General features: G+C 69.3%; 14 protein-coding genes. 8 read left to right on the top strand and 6 right to left on the bottom strand.

Translation table 11 applies throughout. The features are described from left to right. Positions 1 to 41: 41 nt before the first annotated feature. On the bottom strand, positions 42 to 1,472 hold the full coding sequence (locus ACIBO2_RS11380; RefSeq protein WP_397296595.1) for a PepSY-associated TM helix domain-containing protein: 1,431 nt from the start codon (positions 1,470 to 1,472) through the stop codon (positions 42 to 44). Positions 1,473 to 1,672: 200 nt separating this feature from the next. Beyond that, the gene (locus ACIBO2_RS11375; RefSeq protein WP_358544433.1) at positions 1,673 to 2,227 is read right to left on the bottom strand and encodes an MFS transporter; all 555 of its coding nucleotides are present in this window, start codon (positions 2,225 to 2,227) and stop codon (positions 1,673 to 1,675) included. 162 nt (positions 2,228 to 2,389) lie between these two features. On the opposite strand from ACIBO2_RS11375, the gene ACIBO2_RS11370 reads away from it, so the two are divergent. Next, entirely contained in the window at positions 2,390 to 3,229 is an 840-nt protein-coding gene (locus tag ACIBO2_RS11370) for a universal stress protein (RefSeq protein WP_357952221.1), read from the top strand. A gap of 11 nt (positions 3,230 to 3,240) precedes the next feature. Here ACIBO2_RS11370 and ACIBO2_RS11365 read toward each other — a convergent pair whose 3' ends face one another. Then, on the bottom strand, positions 3,241 to 4,080 hold the full coding sequence (locus tag ACIBO2_RS11365; protein WP_397296592.1) for a L,D-transpeptidase: 840 nt from the start codon (positions 4,078 to 4,080) through the stop codon (positions 3,241 to 3,243). A 268-nt stretch (positions 4,081 to 4,348) separates the two neighbouring features. On the opposite strand from ACIBO2_RS11365, the gene ACIBO2_RS11360 reads away from it, so the two are divergent. After that, on the top strand, positions 4,349 to 5,317 hold the full coding sequence (locus tag ACIBO2_RS11360; protein WP_397296631.1) for an ice-binding family protein: 969 nt from the start codon (positions 4,349 to 4,351) through the stop codon (positions 5,315 to 5,317). A gap of 178 nt (positions 5,318 to 5,495) precedes the next feature. Here ACIBO2_RS11360 and ACIBO2_RS11355 read toward each other — a convergent pair whose 3' ends face one another. Together ACIBO2_RS11355 and ACIBO2_RS11350 are read right to left on the bottom strand one after the other, a co-directional pair. Continuing rightward, positions 5,496 to 6,458 (bottom strand): 2-hydroxyacid dehydrogenase, encoded by a 963-nt coding sequence (locus ACIBO2_RS11355; protein ID WP_397296590.1) that lies wholly within the window; start codon positions 6,456 to 6,458, stop codon positions 5,496 to 5,498. A 163-nt stretch (positions 6,459 to 6,621) separates the two neighbouring features. Continuing rightward, on the bottom strand, positions 6,622 to 7,470 hold the full coding sequence (locus ACIBO2_RS11350) for a phytanoyl-CoA dioxygenase family protein (protein ID WP_397296588.1): 849 nt from the start codon (positions 7,468 to 7,470) through the stop codon (positions 6,622 to 6,624). A gap of 104 nt (positions 7,471 to 7,574) precedes the next feature. Here ACIBO2_RS11350 and ACIBO2_RS11345 point away from each other — a divergent pair, with 104 nt between their 5' ends. From ACIBO2_RS11345 to ACIBO2_RS11335, 3 genes are all read left to right on the top strand, one after another. Continuing rightward, entirely contained in the window at positions 7,575 to 8,447 is an 873-nt protein-coding gene (locus ACIBO2_RS11345) for an AraC family transcriptional regulator (protein ID WP_397296586.1), read from the top strand. Positions 8,448 to 8,575: 128 nt separating this feature from the next. Further along, the gene (locus ACIBO2_RS11340) at positions 8,576 to 9,853 is read left to right on the top strand and encodes an ABC transporter substrate-binding protein (RefSeq protein ID WP_357952227.1); all 1,278 of its coding nucleotides are present in this window, start codon (positions 8,576 to 8,578) and stop codon (positions 9,851 to 9,853) included. Positions 9,854 to 9,980: 127 nt separating this feature from the next. Then, the gene (locus ACIBO2_RS11335; protein ID WP_397296584.1) at positions 9,981 to 11,426 is read left to right on the top strand and encodes an N-acetylmuramoyl-L-alanine amidase; all 1,446 of its coding nucleotides are present in this window, start codon (positions 9,981 to 9,983) and stop codon (positions 11,424 to 11,426) included. 121 nt (positions 11,427 to 11,547) lie between these two features. Here the strand turns inward: ACIBO2_RS11335 and ACIBO2_RS11330 are convergent, their stop codons facing one another. Continuing rightward, on the bottom strand, positions 11,548 to 12,321 hold the full coding sequence (locus ACIBO2_RS11330) for a FadR/GntR family transcriptional regulator (protein WP_358544420.1): 774 nt from the start codon (positions 12,319 to 12,321) through the stop codon (positions 11,548 to 11,550). A gap of 101 nt (positions 12,322 to 12,422) precedes the next feature. Between ACIBO2_RS11330 and ACIBO2_RS11325 the strand changes: the two genes are divergently transcribed. The 3 genes from ACIBO2_RS11325 to ACIBO2_RS11315 are packed head-to-tail and all read left to right on the top strand — an operon-like array spanning position 12,423 to position 15,563. Further along, positions 12,423 to 13,799 (top strand): ABC transporter substrate-binding protein, encoded by a 1,377-nt coding sequence (locus ACIBO2_RS11325; RefSeq protein WP_397296582.1) that lies wholly within the window; start codon positions 12,423 to 12,425, stop codon positions 13,797 to 13,799. A gap of 11 nt (positions 13,800 to 13,810) precedes the next feature. Continuing rightward, positions 13,811 to 14,683: a sugar ABC transporter permease gene (locus ACIBO2_RS11320; protein ID WP_363991337.1), complete on the top strand. Its 873-nt coding sequence runs from the start codon at positions 13,811 to 13,813 to the stop codon at positions 14,681 to 14,683. Beyond that, positions 14,673 to 15,563, top strand: coding sequence for a carbohydrate ABC transporter permease (locus ACIBO2_RS11315; protein ID WP_358544416.1), 891 nt, complete (start codon positions 14,673 to 14,675; stop codon positions 15,561 to 15,563). Before ACIBO2_RS11320 ends, ACIBO2_RS11315 begins: the two co-directional genes overlap by 11 nt. The last annotated feature ends 25 nt before the right edge of the window (positions 15,564 to 15,588 follow it).

Genomic DNA, 15,588 nt, shown 5'->3' with positions numbered 1-15,588 from the left:
TCGCCGGCCCGGCCGCAGCGGCGGCCGGGCGTGCCGGAGTGTCAGCCGATCACCCGCGCCACCGCCGGTATCCGCCGGAGCACCAGCCAGTCGAGCAGCAGCACGGCCGCCATGGTGACCCCCGCCAGCGGGAACAGCAGGCCGAGCACCGCCATGACGGCGATCACTCCGTACGCGCCGCGCCTGTTGGTGGCGCGGGCGGGCGCCCCGGCGCGCCCGCGCGGGCGGCGCTTCCACCACATCCACGCGCCGGTGACCACGAGCGTGATCAGGGACAGGCAGGCGGCGAGCATGACGAGCAGGTTGACGGTGCCGTAGCGGCGGCCCTCGTGCAGGGCGATGCCCTGTTCGACGGCTTTGGCCATGATGCCGTACTCGGCCCAGCCGTAGGAGACGAGCACCCGGCCGCTGTACTGGTCGACGTGGAGCGTCTGCGCGGCGGCCGGGTCACGGCGGTTGTCGGTTACGACGGTGTAGACGCCCTTCGCGTCCTTGGGGAGGAGGACCTTGATGTCGCATTCGGCGGGCCGGCAGTCGCGCAGGACCGGCCGGGCGGCGGCCAGGGCCCGCTCGATGGGCACCGCACCCGGTTGCAGCACGCCGCCGGCCGTTTCGTGCGCGGCGTGACCTTCGGACTGCGGTACGGGGAGTCGTTCGGCGGACCAGGGCACCTTGGCGTCAGGGTTGGTGGACAGGTCTCCGGAGAGCGTCGAGGTGTTGGGGAAGGAGTCCGCACTGGGGGTGGTCGAACCGGTGCTGTCCTGGATGCGCTGGAGACCGTCACCCCACACGCCCGACCAGGGCAGGCCGGACAGGACGAGGAAGACGACCGCCGCCCCGGCGCCGACTCCGGTGAGGGTGTGCAGACGGCGCAGTCGGCCGCGGCCCGACCGCTTCGCCCGCTTGTGGGTACGTCGGCCGCTCCACCACAGGTACGTGCCGGTGGCGATGAGGATCAGCGCCCAGCACGCGGCGATCTCCACGACCCGGTCGCCGATGGTGCCCGCCATCAGCTCACCATGGATAGTACGTATGACGCGCATGAAGGTGGTGCCGTCGTCGATCTGCCCCACCACGCGGGCCGTGGCCGGATCGACGTAGACCGAGACGCCCTGAGCGAAGGGGCCGGTGTCGGCGCCCTGCAGAATGACCCGGGTGGTCCGGTCCGGGGCGGTGGGCGGGATGACCGACATGACGGCCGCGCCGGGCCGTGCCTGGCGGGCGGCGGCGATCTGCTCCGACAGGGGCTTCGCGGTGGTTACCGGCGCGGCGAGCGTGCGGACATCGGCGTAGTGCCACTCCTCGAACGGCTCCTTGAACAGGTAGATCGACCCGGTTATGGCGAGGATGAGCAGAACGGGGGCGACGAACAGCCCGGCGTAGAAATGCCAGCGCCAGATGATGCGATAGCGCTGGGACGACAGGGCCGGGGTGGGCTGGACGGTCGGCGGCCGTACCTCGACAGAGGTCATGGGGTTCTCCATTCCGGAGACGCGCCCGTCTCGGGGCGCGCGAACAGCGGGGGCGGTCATGACCGCGCGATCGAGCCGCGAACAGCGGAGGCGGTCATGACGGACCGGACGTGCGGCTTCCGGGTACGACGACGGCGATGCACGCGGTCGGTCCCGGCGGCACGCGGCGCCGGTAAATGGTCGGCTTCAGCAGGCGTGGCCTACTGAGGCGGCCCCCGGCGGCACAGCTCCCAGGCCAGCACCTGGGCGGCGGGCATGCCCGGCGTGAGCGCCACGACCGGCGCCACGCGGCGCGGTGTCGAGGTCGGCACGAGGAGGTCGGTCAGCGGGCGCCACAGGTCGCGGAGCGAGCAGGCCAGCAGGAACAGCAGTGTGGCCAGTGCCGTCTCACCACGCTCCAGCCACCAGGCGGACACCGTGGCGACCAGCACGTGCGCCAGCAGCATCCCGACCCCGGCGGACAGTCCGCCGAGGTGGTGTCCCGTCAGCGGAAGGCCGGGGCCGGGACCGAAGAGATGGTGCATGCCGTACTGCGCGGCGAAGGAGGCGACGAGCAGCGTTCCCAAGCTCCGCCGCCGGCGCGCGAGGACGTACGCCCCCGCGCCGGTCACGGCGGTGGCGGTGGCGACGATCCCCAGCCCGGCGCCGGTGCCACCGGCCAGCACGTGCATGCCCAGCGCGGCGTACACGCAGACGACCGCGAACACCGCCGCGCGCACGACACGTCCGGCGGGCTCGTTCCGATCGGCGCTCACGCGCGATCACCGCTCACATGTGCAGATACGGCCCAGCGGGTGTCTCGGTTCGATCGCGCCGTAATGGGCGGTGGTCCCGTGGGCTCCACTGGATTGACCTGCGGAAACTTCGGCTCGCCGGGTAGGGGTGTCGGGGAAGGGGACGTCGGACGGGGGCAGATCATGATCATTGTCGGGGTGGACGGCTCGCGGGCGGGGCTCGAGGCCGTCGGGTGGGCCGCCAGGGAGGCCGCGCTGCGCGAGGTGCCATTGACCGTGGTGCACGCCATGCCGGGATGGGCCTGCGAGACGGCGTCCGGCCACTATGCCGCCGTGGCCAAGTGGATGCGCGACGGGGGCGAGATGGCGCTGGCCGCGGCCGAGGACCGGGCGCGCGGCGAACACCCGAAGATCAACATCAGGACGATGCTCCTGCCCGGCGATCCTCGAGCCGCCCTGATCGGGGCCGCGAAGGAGGCCGAGCTGCTGGTCATCGGCAGCCACGGGCTCGGGGGAGTGCGCGGGCTGCTGGTGGGGTCCGTGGCGTACGGGGTGGCCGGGCACGCGCCCTGCGACGTGGTCGTCGTGCGGCAGCTGCCGTCCCTTCCTCGTGGCGAGCTGGTGGCCGGGGTGGACGGCTCGCCGCGGACCCGCCGTCGGGTGCTGGACTTCGCCTTCTCCGAGGCGGAGTTGCGGGGTGTGACCCTGCGGGCCGTACATGCCTGGAGCGGGTTCCAGCCCACGAGCGAGGAGGATGAGCGGGACGGGCGGCTCATCCTGCGCGAGGCGCTGGCCGGACACCGTCAGGACCATCCCGATGTCGAATTGATCGAGGAGGCCGTGCACGGTCACCCCGTGGAGGTGCTGCGTCAGGCCGCTGAGGGCGCCGACCTGCTCGTGGTCGGCTCGCACGGGCACGGCGCGTTCGCCGGCATGGTCATGGGCTCGGTCAGCCAGGCCATGCTGCACCACTCCCCGTGCCCGCTCGCCGTGGTCCGGAACCGGCAGGACGACCCAGGTTGAGTTTCGAGCATTCATGGGTTGATGACGACCGCGCTGCCCAACGGGACATGTGCCAGGACGCGCAGGGCGGCGGCCGGGACACGGACGCAACCGTGACTGACCTCCTGCCCGAACACGCTCTCGTCCGGCCAGCCGTGCAGCCCGATCGTGCCGGGCCCGCCGTCGAAGGTCTGGAGGACGGCCGAGTGCGAGCCCAGAGCGAGCATGCGCGGGCTGTACGTCGCATCCTCCGGAGTCAGTGAGGCGAGCAGGAACGTCCGTCCCGTTGGCGTGGGGGTCGACGGGGCGCCGGTGGCGACTTTCCACGTGCCCAGACTGCGCTCGGACTTGAACACCGTGAGTTGATGAGCGGCCAAATCGATGCGTACGTAATAAGGGCTGTAGGCATTCCGCAACCCGCCGCCAGCGGTATATATCCAGCCCGTCGACAGATTCGGGCGGCTCGGCAGCATGACGCGAACCCATCCCGGCTGCTCTTCCACTATGGGCACCCATACCGGGCCGCCCACTGAAGTGGTCGGCAATATGCCCACCGGTGCGCCGCCGGGGCTGGCATAAACCACCTGTGGTTGCGTGGGATGGGTCACGTGCCCATTTCCCGGCTCGAAAGGCGCGGTGTCTTTCGGCGCGCCGCGCAATCTCGTGTACGTCGTGGAGCGCGTCAGCCGAGCCCGTTGCGCGGCCGACACCGGCAGTGGCGCGACCTGCTGGATCGGGGCGGCGTGGGGTGCGGCGGCCGGTGGCGGGGCGGTCGTTCCGCAGGCCGCGGCCATGGTCATGGCGGCCAATGCCGTGCTCCATGCGATCGGCCGCGCATTGCCGCGCCTGTCGATTGCCATGCGGTCACGCAAGAAGGCCTCCACTATGTCCGGGGTGAGCAAGGGAAGTTTACGGAGGAGTCTTGAGCGTCTTGGGCCGAGAATTGGGATAAGTCGTCTCATCGGGTGATCTCGGGCCTTGGCTGATAAGTGGCAGAGGCTTTGTCGCGCCTTTACCGGTCAGTTGTCGGCGGTCGTTGATCTCCCCGAATATCATGCCGAGTTGCTTGCCGTTTCACCTAGCTGCGCGGGTGGAAGCCGGCTGTATCCAGCGCGCTCCCCTATAGAAAAGATTCACTACATGGAAGTAATCTCTGGTCGCGCTTCCCACCGGTCGCGATGGGTCTCTCTGCTGGCGGGGGCCTTCGTGCTCGTCGTCGCCGGGGCTCTGCTGACCACATGGCCATCTGGTGCGAAGGCGGCCCAGCCGCGGTCATGCCACCAAAACGAGGACGTCTGCGATAGCCCGGCCACCAGCATCTCGGGCGATCTCGAAGGCATGACCCTCGAACCCGGCGTCTACACGGCCGCGTCCTCGGTCGAGCTGACCGGCACTGTCACCCTCGACGCTCAGGGCGATCCCGACGCCGTCTTCATCTTCCAGATCGGCACCGCGTTCTTCACCGGCCCGGACAGCGACGTCGAACTCGTCGGCGGCGCCCAGGACTGCAACGTCTTCTGGGAGGTGGGCAACACGGTGACGACCGGCGCCATGCCCGACGTGACCGTACCGGTGGACGAGGAGGTCGAAGAGGAGGTCAACGAGGATCGGGGGAGGCCTGGGACCGAGACGGCCGTCAAGGACGACTGCCCTCTGGCGCATCAGGTCACGCCGCCCGCCCTCCCGCCATGCGCGGAGACTCCGCCGGTGCGGCCGGTACCGACTCCGGTAGAGCGGCCGACCCCGGCCCAGCCGGTGAAGCCGACTCCGACGCCGAAGGTGGTTTCCACGCCCCAGGTGGACGCGCCTCCGAAGGTGGTTTCGACGCCTCCGACGGTTTCGACTCCTCAGACGGTTACGCCGCCGAAGGTGGTTTCGACGCCCAAGACGGTTACGACGCCTCAGGCGATTGCTACTCCGAAGGTGACGTCGACTCCGACGGCGACCGCGACGTCCACTCCGACGGCGACATCCACCTCCAGGACGACCACACCCGATCACCACCGTGATCATCACCACCGCGACCGCCACAACTGCGGTCACCACTGCGGGCTCGAACCGGCGCCCGAGCCCGTCCCGGTCGGCTCGCGCCTGCGTGTGGCCGGCTGACGATCCTGCCCGGCTGACTGTTTCGGGGCGATGTGCGGGATGACCAGCTCGCCGAGGCCATCCCGCACATCGCCGCAGCCGGTCGCGTCTGTGAACATCGAGGCCGGGCGCGCAGGGCGTCAGAGGACGCGCAGCCGACGGGCGCGCGGGGGGTCAGAGACGCGTCAGAGGATGGACGTCAGGGGACAGGCGTCAGGGGCGGTTCGCCGTTCAGGACCGCGATGATGTTGTCCACGGCGAGATCCACCATCCGGGCCCGGGTCGCCTCGGTGGCCGAGCCGATGTGCGGGAGCGCCGCCACGCGTTCGTGCTGGATCAGCGGGTCGCCGACGCCGTTGCGCGGCTCGCGGTCGAACACGTCCAGCCCGGCCGAATGGAGCCGCCCGGCCTGCAGGGCGGCGAGGAGCGCGGCCTCATCGACGACGCCGCCGCGGGCGGTGTTGACGAGGGTCGCGGTGGGTTTCATCATCGCGAGCTCGTCCGCGCCGATGAGACGGCGGGTCTGGTCGGTGAGAGGTACGTGAAGAGACACCACATCGCTGGTGCTCAGGAGCTTGGGCAGGGACACCGCCTGGGAGAGCTCGTCATCGGGCTTCCGGGACAAGGTGTGCTGAACCGTCATGCCGAACCCGATCGCCCGGCGGGCGACGGCCTGCCCGATCTCGCCGTAGCCGATGAGACCCAGGGTCGCCCCCGCCACGTCGAGTCCGAGGTAGGCGTCCAGCCGGCTCCCGGTCCACCCGCCGTTCCTGAGGCTGTCGGCCGCGGTGAGCAGCCGCCGCCGTGCCATCAGGATGAGGGCGAAGGCGGTGTCGGCGGTGGTCTCGTGCAGGACACCCGGAGTGTTGGTGACCACGATGCCGCGCTCCCGCGCGGTGGCGACGTCGGTGCCGTCGTAGCCCGCGCTCGGCAGGGCCAGCACCCGCAGCCGGTCGCCCGCCTCCAGCACCGCGGCGTCGACATGGTCGGAGTTCTGGCACAGCAGCGCGTCCGCGCCGGTGAGGAGGTCGCGCAGCCGCTCGGGTGGCGGCGGCGTGACCTCGGACCACTGGCGTAGCTGGGCGACGCGGCCGAGCCGTTCGAGACCCGTGCCCGGCAAGGTCGGCCGGGTGACCACCACGATCGGCGCCGTCGCCTGCATATTGCTCTCTCCTCCCGATGGGGTCCGGCCTGAGCACGGACAACATCCCTCCATCAACATAGATCACCTGGATGTTGACCAAGTCAGGGGGAGGGTGGGCAGAGGAGGTCGGCGAAGTCAGGGGGCGGGTGGGGGACGAGCGGGCGGGTTAGGAGAGGTCGGATCAGTGTGGGTCGGTGGCTCCGGTGAAGGGCATGTGCTCGCCTGCCACGTACTTCGGGAACGGCTGATAGACATTCGCGCCCGGCTGGCCGCGCAGCAGCAGCGCCGAGACGAACGGCTGTTCCTCGCTGGTGATCCGGGTCGAGGTCGGGATGTAGCGGATGGTCAGGCCGCAGCGGCGCTTGGGGGAGGTGTTGGCGGTGGAGGCGTGCAGGATGTTCGGGTGGTGCACCTCCACGTCGCCGGGTGCCAGCACCAGGTCCACGGCCTGGGACTCGTCCACCGTCACGGCGCTCTCCGAGCCGAGCACGTTGGCGACGTCGTCGCGCTGCCGCAGCTCGTGCAGGGCCTCCTTGTGCGAGCCGGGGATCACCCGCATGCAGCCGTTCTCCGGCGTGGACTCGTCGACGGCCAGCCAGAGCGTGATCACCCGCATCGGCTCCAGCGGCCAGTAGGCGCCGTCCTGGTGCCAGAGGACCGCCTTGCCGGAGAAGGGCGGCTTGCTGATGTAGTGCGAGGCGAACAGCGCGAGGTCCGGGCCGACGAAGAGCTCGGCGATGTCCAGCAGCCGATCGTCGGAGATCAGCCGCACCCAGAACGGGTCGCCGGCCACCAGTTCGGTGCCCAGGTCCTCGCCGAGCAATTCGGGGTGCTTGGCCTGGAGCCAGGCGACGTGGTCGCCGGCCTCGGCGATCAGATCGGGGTCGATGACGTTCCGGAAGATCGTGTAGCCGTCGCGGTCGTAGTCCTGAAGACGGTCGCGGTCCTGAAGACGGTCGCGGTCCTGAAGACGGTCGTGGTCCTGAAGGCGGGTGGAGTCCTGAAGGGTGCGGTCGGCTTCCTGGGTCACGAGGTTCTCCTGTGCGCGGGAGCGATGGACATCGATCCGGATTCTTCGGCCTCCGCGCCCCGACTTACTAGCACTCACCGCCCCATAACTATTAATTTCCTGACATGCCGACTGTGCTGCGCTGGGTGGATTTCGCGTACGGCCTGCCCTACCACGCGGCGCTGGTGCCGGTGAGCGGCGGCCGTCGCGACCGGCCCGAGCCGCACAGTCATGCTGATTTCCATGAGTTCGTCTTCGTGACCGCGGGAGCCGGCGCGCAGCGCGTCGGCGAGGCGGAGATGCCGCTGCGCGCGGGCGACGTGGTGCTGGTCCGGCCGCACGACCGGCACGAGTTCGCGGGTACGGCGGCCGACGGGATGCGCTTCATCAACATCGCCTTCCCCAGCTGGCGCTGGCGTGCCTTCGCCGACCTCGCCGGGCTGGCCGGCACGGCGGAATGGGAGCGGCGCGACCTTCCCCTGGCGGTGCGCACCGACCTGGACGGGCCGGTCGCGGCGGAGTTCGCCCGCGTGCTGGCCGCCTGTTCCGGTGTGCCACGCGTGCTCGACCTGGTCGGGCTGTGGACGGCGGTCGTCCCGCTCCTGGAACGGGCCGACGGTACGGCCGTGGACCGGCGGCCGGGCTGGCTGGTGGCGGCCTGCGTGGCGATGAGCCGCGAGGAGAACCTGCGCGACGGGCTGCCCCGGCTGCTCGCGATGGCCGCGGTCAGCCCGGGGCATCTTGCCCGTTCCATGCGTACGCACTACGGGTGCACGCCGATCGCGTTCGTCTCCGGGCGCCGCCTGGAGCATGCCGCGCTGCTGCTCACCACGACGACCGAGGGCATCGGCCAGATCGCCCAGCGCTGCGGTTTCTCCGGCCAGTCGTACTTCGGCAGGCTTTTTCACCAGAAATACGGCTTGGCGCCCCGCGACTATCGGGAGGCCACCCGGCGGGCGGTGGTTCCGGCGGCCCTGGACACCCCACACATCAAGTGATTAGATGACTTCACTTGGGCGAAGGACGCATGGTGCGGCCGCCCGATCCACCTCCGGCGGACGCGATCATGCCCCCCACTCGACGCCCACGTACGAGACACCCCCCAAGATCGAACAGGAGGCCGGGCATGATCCGGTCGCGTTTACTGTGCATGGCCGCCATCTGCGCCGTCGTCACCCCGCTCGCCCTCACGGGCTGCTCCTCCAGCGGTGACACGGCGAAGGAGGCGGGCAAGACCGAGCTGAAGCTGTACAACGACAAGGGCGCCTGGAGCAAATACTTCGACCAGATGGGCGCCCTGTCCAAGCAGCAGATCGGGCTGTCGATGAAGCCGGTCGGCTACACCGACGAGCCGACGTACCAGGCGTTCATCAAGGCGTCCTTCCGCACCAACGTCAAGCCCGACCTGTTCACCTGGACGACCGGCGGCGGGCTGGCCGAGGTCGTCGCCCAGAAGCAGCTGGCCGAGACGACCGCCCTCTGGCAGGAGGCCATCAAGAACGGCGACCTGTCGGCGGACCTGGCGAAGTACTACACGGTGGGCGGGAAGCAGTACTGCGTGCCGCTGAACGCCGCCTACTGGGGGATGTTCTACAACAAGAAGGTCTTCGACAAGTACGGCCTCAAGCCCCCCACCACGTGGGACGAGCTGATCAAGATCGCCGACACGCTGAAGAAGAACGGCGTGCCCGCGTTCTACCACACCTCGGTGCTGTTCTCCTTCGTCTGGTTCGAGCAGCTGCTCGCCGGCACCGACCCCGATCTGTACGACCGCCTGTCCACCGGCCAGGCGAAGTACACCGATCCCGGCGTGGTCGAGGTCATGAAGCGGTGGAAGTCGATGATCGACGCCGGATACTTCAACAACGCCGGCGACAAGACCGACCCGGGTGACGTACTCAAGACCGGCAAGACCGCGATGGTGTCGTTCGGTACGTGGTTCAACACGAGCATGACGCAGCGCGATCTGAAGGCCGGCACCGACTACGGCTACTTCACGATCCCGAACGTCAACCCCGCGCTGCCCAAGACCTCGATGATCTTCGAGAGCGGCCCGCTCTGCTCGCTGGCCAAGGCGCCCGACCCCGAGGCCAGCACGAAGTACCTCAAGTGGTGGGTGACGCCGGCCGCGCAGGAGAAGTGGGCGACCGCCAGGGGAGACGTCTCGGCCAACCCCAAGGTCACCATCACCGACCAGGCCATCGCGGAGGTCAGCAAGGCGGCGGGCAGCGGACAGTACCGCCTGGTCAACCGCTACTTCGAGGCCACGCCGCCGCCCGTGCTCACGGCCGCGCTGGACGGCTTCGGCGCCTTCCTCGTCAAGCCGGACAGCTACCAGAAGGTCCTTGAGGACATCCAGGGCGCCGCCGACGAGTACTGGAGCAGTCACCAGCCCGGCAGCTGAGATTCGAGGGCGCACCGGCACCTGTACGAATTCTGTACGCCGCGCTTGCAGGCTGATCATCAGCGGGTGCCGCGTGCGGCCTCCACTCCTTGCGATGCCCCCCGGAACAGTTCTTGAGGAGAAACCTGTGCAGGCCCGACTCCGTCGTTCGGCCGCGCTGCTTGCCGGTGCGCTCATCCCCCTCTCGCTGCTCACCGGCCAACCGGCCGGAGCCGCGTCCGCCGATCCCATGACCGACGCCTTCGCCCGCGCGGCCACCACGTACGAGGTGCCCCGCGACCTGCTGGTGTCCCTCGCCTACTCCGAAACCCACCTGGACGGTCACCGCGGTCAGCCCAGCGCGTCCGGCGGCTACGGGGTGATGCACCTGGTCAGCAACCCCGTCACGCACAGCCTTGAGCGCGCGGCCACGCTGACCGAGCAGCCCGTCTCGGCCCTGAAGGCGGACGCCGCGGCCAACATCACGGGCGGCGCCGCCGTCCTGCGCGCCTACGCCGATGAGCTGGGGCTGGACGCCAAGGCCCGCAAGGACGCCGCCAAGTGGTACCAGGCAGTGGCCAAGTACGGCGGCGCCTCCTCGCCGGAGGTCGCCCGGCTGTACGCCGACACCGTCTACGACCTGATGGCCCAGGGGATCCGCGCCACCACCCCCGAGGGCGAGGCCGTCACGGCGGCGCCACAGGTCGTCGAGCCCGAGCGTGGCTCCTACGCCAAGGCGCAGGAGCTGGGCAAGACCAACACGCTCGCGGCGGCGGTCGACTACCCGGGGGCGACGTGGGCGGCGGCGCACAGCAGCAACTACGCCGTCTCCAACCGCCCGACCAGCGACGCGATCGACCGCATCGTCATCCACGTTACCCAGGGCTCCTACGCCGGGACGATCGACTGGTTCCAGACCGGGCCGCGGCCGAACCCCACGTCGGCGCACTACGTCATCCGTTCGTCGGACGGCGCCATCACCCAGATGGTCAGGGAGAAGGACCGGGCCTTCCACGCCGGTGACTACAACAGGCGCTCGGTGGGCATCGAGCACGAGGGATTCGTCGACAACGCCTCCTGGTTCACCGACGCGATGTACCGCTCCTCGGCGGCGCTGACCCGCAACATCGCCGACCGCTACGGCATCCCCAAGGACCGGACGCACATCCTCGGCCACAGCGAGGTGCCCGGCGCCGACCACACCGACCCGGGTCCGAACTGGAACTGGACCACGTACATGAACTACGTCAATGGCGGCACCGGCCCCACCAACCCGCACACCGCCGAATCGGTGTGCGGCACCGGGTTCAAGGTGATCGACTCGGCGGCGCTGGGTACGGCGGGCACCGTCTACCTGACCTACAACTCGACCACCGGCTACAACTGCGTGGCCACGATCAAGAAGACCCAGCTCGGCACGGCCTCGGCCACCAGCGCCTACCTGGAGGTGGAGGGCCAGACGCGCATCACCGACAGCGGTAACTTCGCCTACTACGCGGGTCCGGTACGCGCCAACGCGGCCGACAAGTGCGTCAGATGGGGCGGCAAGGCCGGCACGTCCACCTACGACAGCCCGTCCGAGCACTGCGGATAGCCGGAACCTCCCGGCCTCGACGCGCGATGCGCTACGGGTAGCCGGAAACAGAGACAACGGGGCCTCGACGAATCGTCGTCGGGGCCCTCGTCATGTCAGGCGATCATCGGGCCCAGCGTGGTCACTGGGCCGGGGTGGGGCGCCGCCGGTTCCAGGAGTCGAGGATGTGCGTGCGCATCGCCGCGGCCGCCGCCTCGGGATCGCCGGCCGAGATCGCGTCGCTGATCGCCTGGTGCTCGTCCAGCGTCTGGCGCATGACCTCCTCGTTGTACTGGCCGTGGTAGCGCATGCTGGTGCGGGCCTTGTCGTGGATGCTGTTGACGATGGCGCGGCCGAGCCGGTTGCGGGAGGCCGCCATGATCACGTCGTGGAAGCGGACGTCGGCGGCGCCGAAATCGGGGGGAGAGGCGAGGTTCGACCGCATGACGCCCAGCACCTCGGCGATGCGCTGGGCGTCGTCGGAGGTGCGGGCCAGCGCCGCGGCGGCGGCCATCTCGGCTTCGAGCGCGGTGCGTACGGTGACCAGCTCGTCGAGGAAGGCCGCGGTCTCGTCGTGCGCGATCACTGAGGCGAGCACGACGTCGTCGAGGAGGTTCCACTGCCTCGGCTCGGTGACCTGGGTGCCGCGACCGTGCTCGATCCGGACCAGGCCCTTCTCCTGGATCACCTTGACCGACTCGCGGATCACCGTGCGGCTGACGCCGAACTCCTCGCACAGGTCGGCCTCGGGCGGCAGCGTGGCACCCGGGCGCAGTGTGCCGCGGATGATGTCGTCGACCAGCTGCTCGACCACCGTGGTGCCCAGTTTGGGGGCCCGCTCGCGGCGCGGCCGCTTCGCGGGTGGTTGGGGCCGCACCGCGTCGTCCGTCCACGGACCCTCCGCGTGCTGAGTCAACGTGCCCTCCCTTGATCACGACAGCGCCTTGAGTATAGGCCATTGTGTCGACGTCATTCGTATGATGTCATATCTCGAAACATTCCGTTAACGGAGGCCCTATGAGACGACGCAGTCATGCCGCGTACCGCCGTGCGGTGCCTGCGGCCACCGCCGCCGCGGCGGTTCTTCTCGCCGTCGCGGCCTGCGGTCCCCCCAACCCCACGGCTTCGTCCTCGTCGAAGCCGACCGGTGCCGCCTCCCAGTACGGGTTCAGCACGGCCGAGCAGAAGGACGGCAAGCTCGTGGTCTGGGTGGACTCCACCCGGCTCGACGCCGCGAAGGCCTACCAGACGGCGCACCCCGGCGTGCCGCTGGACATCGTCACCTACGACGGCAACGCCAACGGCTCCAACACCCTCAAGACCAAGGTGCAGCTGTTCAACCGGGCCGGCGAGGGCTGGCCGGACGTCGTGTTCACCACCGACAACAACACCGCCTCCTGGGCCTCGCAGGGTGATGACGCCTTCGTCGCCCCGCTCAACAAGGGCCTGCTCGACGACGCCACGCTGAGCGGCTTCGCCAAGGGCGCGCTGGACGTGTGCGCCGTCGACGGCACGGTCTACTGCCTGCGCAACGACCTGGCCCAGGTGGTGCTCTGGTACAACAAGAAGCTGCTCGACAAGTTCGGCTACACGTTGCCCAAGACGTGGGAGGAATACACCGCGCTGGGCGAGAAGGTGGCCGCCGAGCACCCGGGATACATCATCGGCACGGCCGGTGACGCGTGGGCGCCGGAGATCTACATGTGGGGCGGCGAGTGCCCGGCCAACCAGGTCACCGGCGCCAAGGCGATCACCGTCAAGGCGACGGACGCCAAGTGCGTACGGACCGCGCGGATGCTGGACAAGCTCGTGGCGAACAAGACGATGTCCATGCTGCCGCTGTTCGGTCCCGACTTCGTCAAGAACCAGGGCGACAAGGTGCTCATGCTGCCCGGCCCGGCCTGGTACGGCGGGGCGGTGTTCCAGGGGACGATCAAGACCCCGAAGGGCGAGCTCGCGGTCGGCGACGCGCTGCACTGGGCGGACCAGAGCGAGCCGGTGACCGGCAACGTCGGCGGCGGCACCTGGTGGCTGTCGAGGCACACCGCGCGCCTGAAGGCGGCCAAGGACTTCATCAGCTGGGTCGCCACCGCCGACGAGTACCAGGTCGCCCTCTCACCGGGCTACCCCGCCTTCTCGGCCGCCGCGACGAAGTGGATCAAGAAGCAGCAGGACAGCGGCTACTACGCGGGCGACATCTCCGCCCCGATCGCCGCCGCGGCCGGACAGGTCTGGCCGGGCTGGGGTTCGCCGGAGTTCAGCCAGGAGGCGGTCTGGGCCAAGACCGTCATCCCCGGCCAGACCGCCGGCAAGACCATCGAGTCGCTGCTGCCGGACTGGCAGACGGCGATCGAGCAGCAGGCTCAGGTGTCCGGATACCAGGTCACCAAGTGAGCGTTACGCACGTGCGGAGTCGTTCCTGGCGGCCTGCCGCCGGGCACGTCTTCGTCTCCGGGTACGTGGTGCTGCTGGTCGCGTTCGGCATCGCGCCCACGGTGTACGCGCTCAATCTGGCGTTCACCGATGGCGAGGGGCGCTTCGCCGGCATCTCCAACTTCCTGCGTACCGCCCAGGACTATCGGTTCGTGGCCGCGGTCGGCCATGTGGCCACCTACCTCGTGCTGTGGCTGGTCACTTTGACCGTGCTCGTCCTGCTGCTCGCGCTGGTGGTGCACCGGCTCGCCTCGCGCTGGTCGCGGGCCGCGCTGCGGTTCGTCTACTACGTGCCGGGCGCGCTGGCCGGGGCGTCGAGCGTGCTGCTGTGGCTGTTCATGCTGGACCCGTCCGTGAGCCCGGTCGACGGCCTCGTCCGCTCGCTGTGGGGCGACACGTTCGTGCAGGTGATCGCGCCGGGGCACTTGCCCTGGATCTTCACGATCATCGCCTTCTGGACCGGCGCGGGCGGCTGGATCACGGTCATGTACGGCGCGTTGAACAGCATCCCGTACACGGTGATCGAGGCGGCGCGGGTGGACGGCGCCGGGCCAGTGAAGACGGCGTTGCGGGTGCAACTACCGATGCTGCGCAAGTGGATCGTCTACATGCTCATCCTGTCCCTGGCCGCGGGCACGCAGCTCTTCGTCGAGCCGCAGCTCGTCTCGCAGGCCGGTTTCGGGGTGGTCGGGACCGACTACTCGCTCAACCAGCTCGCCTATCTGTACGCCTTCGACCAGAACGACTTCAACGGCTCGGCGGCGATCGCGATCGACCTGCTCATCGTGGCTTTGTGCTGCGCCGGGCTGTTCGTCGCGCGGGGAGGTCTCTTCGATGCGGACTGATCAACGGCCCGGCGTCATCCGGCTGGTCGGCCGAGGGCTGATCGCCGCGCTGCTGCTGGCCTTCGCGCTGTTCTTCGTCCTGCCGATGGTGTGGCTGCTGCTCGCCTCGACCAAGAGCCCGGCCGACCTGATCCACGCCAACCCGCTGTCACCGGGCTCGATCGGCTCGCTCGTCACGAACTGGCAGCACCTCATGTCCTTCCAGGACGGGGCGGTGCTGACGTGGATGACGAACTCCGTCGTCTACTCGGCGCTCTCGGTGGCGCTGACCCTGCTGGTCGGCATCCCGGCCGGGTACGCGATGGCGCTCATGCAGTTCGGCGGACGCCGGCTGCTGCTCATCGTCACCCTGGTGGTGATGCTGATGCCGGCCACCGCCCTGGTGCTGCCGATCTTCCTGGAGCTCAGCTACCTCGGGCTGATCAACAAGACGGCCTCGGTCGTGCTGCCGATGTCGTTCTTCCCCTTCGGCGTGTACCTGACCTACATCTACTTCTCCACCAGCGTCCCCGGCGACCTGCTGGACGCGGCGCGGCTGGACGGTTGCGGCGAGACCGCGACCTTCTTCCGGGTGGCGCTCCCGCTGGCCAAGCCGGTGGTCGCACTGGTCGCCTTCTTCAGCTTCGTCAACAACTGGAACAACTTCTTCCTGCCGTACGTGATGCTGCCGAACAGCGACAACTACCCCATGCAGGTCGGCCTGACGCAGATGCTGGCCGCGACCCCCACCTTCAACCCCGTCGTCGGCGCCAACGCCGAGGTGCAGCCGCCCGAACTGGTGCTGGCCACCCTGATCTCCATCGCGCCGGTGTTGCTGGTGTTTCTGTTCTCTCAGCGCTTCCTGGTCGCCGGGCTGACCGCCGGCGCGACCAAGGGATGAGATTTTACGAGGTGAGGAGTACCCA

Source organism: Nonomuraea sp. NPDC050022 (assembly GCF_044460705.1).
In the GTDB taxonomy this organism is placed as follows: Bacteria; Actinomycetota; Actinomycetes; order Streptosporangiales; family Streptosporangiaceae; genus Nonomuraea.
The sequence above is the reverse complement of the archived record's forward strand: the minus strand, read 5'-3'. Positions and strand labels throughout refer to the sequence as shown.